Raw genomic sequence first — 1,688 nt, forward strand, 5'->3', positions numbered from 1 at the left:
ACTAGCCTCGCTCTTTCGCTTCACGTGGGATGTCGGTGTTGTCCGTCAACTTGTGGGCGTTCGGGCCGGTGTCGTGGTCTGGGCCTGCCGAAGGCCCGACGCGGTGGCCGGGGTCTCCGAAGTCCTTCAGATCGTGGGCGGACAGGGACGCGTGGGTCAGCCGGTGGGACGAGGCAGGGCGGCGAGCCGGTGGAAGGCCGTGGCTAGTTCGTTTCTCCAGGGCCAGGTTGTGGAGATACGCAGGTGGAGGCGGCGGCCGCCGCGGGTGAGACGGGCGGCGACGTGCAGGAGCCGGTAGCGGAGCTTCTTGGGTTCTGCGGTGGCCATTTCGCCGTCCAGCAGCAGTAGCCTCGTCCAGGCGAGCAGATCGCTGGCGGCAAGGGACAACTCGAGCCAGACGGTGTTGATGCCGAACTGCCGGGAGGGAAAACGGCCGATGCCGGTTTCTTTGCCGCAGCGGATGCGGTCTTCCACGGTCGCGTGGCCGCGGTGACGTACTTCCAGGAACTGGGCACTGCCGCCGCCCGCCACGGGGGTGTCAGTGAGGAAGACCTGGTGGCGCAGGCCCTCGATGGTGTCGAACAGGGACAGTTGGGCGCCGGGGTGCGGGCGTTCGCGGCGGACGATGATCCGGGTGCCGACCGGGTATCCGGTCAGGTCGACCATGCCGGTTAGCTCGGTGACTTGGGCCCCATCGCGCAGGCTGCCGTCCTGGTCGAGGGCCGGGTGCCACAGCCGGTCGGGAACGGCGCGGATCGCTCGGCGGAGGGGCTCGGTGACCGGGCAGCCGACCGAGAAGAACGTACGGATCTCGTGCTCGCGCAGGCTGCGGATGTGTGCAAGGAACGACTTGGCGCATCCGGCGCTGTCGGTGCGGATGAGCAGGTCGGTGCCGTGACGGTGGGCGTCGGGGAGTTGGGCGAGCGCGTCGTCGAGCACCGCGATGTGATCGGCGGCGGTGTTCGCCCCGGCATTGCCCGGCCGCAGCCGCCCGGCCAGAGCGCCGCCGGTGTTGGCCAGGAAGCACAGCAGCGGGTGGTAACCGAAGCCGCCCTTGTAGGTCGGCGCGGCGTCCTGCTTCTCGGAATGGCAGGTCACCAGCGTGGCGTCGAGGTCCAGGACAAGGCCGGGCAGCTTTCGTCCACCGGCCTGCACTGCGGGTATGCCCTCGCCCTTCTCCGCAGCCTGCATCCAAGCGACCTCCCGGGCTCGGGCACGGGCCGACCGCAGACGGGCGAGCATCGCGTCGTCGATCTCGGCGAGCAGCCGCCAGGCGGTGGCTGTGGATGCCACCGGCCCGAACACCTCGCCCTGGTCCCGAAGCACCGCGAGATCGGTGATCGTCTCACCGCCGTCGGCGATCACCACCGCAAGGTTCACAGCGACGCGGCCGGGATCATGCCCGGTGCCGCGCGGCCGCAGCGGCTGCAGCACGCTCGCGTACGCGGACGTCAGCCCCGTCGCATCAGCGAGATCCGTCAGCAGCCGTGCCCCGGCATGCCCCACCACCCCCGAACCGTCCGCCGAGACCAGGACCTTGGGAGGTGAACCGATAGCCTTCACGTAGAAAGTGCCTTCCAACTGGACCGACAGAACCCCTCAGCAAGGTTCATCGTCCCTGGTAAGAAGGCACTTTCGCATTCACGACACTATGGCCACCCTCACTCCAACCGAAACGCCGAGGCTAG

General features: G+C 68.8%; 1 protein-coding gene. It reads right to left on the minus strand.

Features of this window, described 5'->3' with window-relative positions; translation table 11 throughout:
* Nucleotides 1-156: 156 nt before the first annotated feature.
* Nucleotides 157-1,581, minus strand: a complete 1,425-nt coding sequence (locus tag P3G67_RS35645) for an IS1380 family transposase (protein WP_276097223.1) — start codon at nt 1,579-1,581, stop codon at nt 157-159.
* Nucleotides 1,582-1,688: the final 107 nt, after the last annotated feature.

The organism is Streptomyces silvisoli, from assembly GCF_029269905.1.
GTDB classification, from domain to species: Bacteria; Actinomycetota; Actinomycetes; order Streptomycetales; family Streptomycetaceae; genus Streptantibioticus_A; species Streptantibioticus_A silvisoli_A.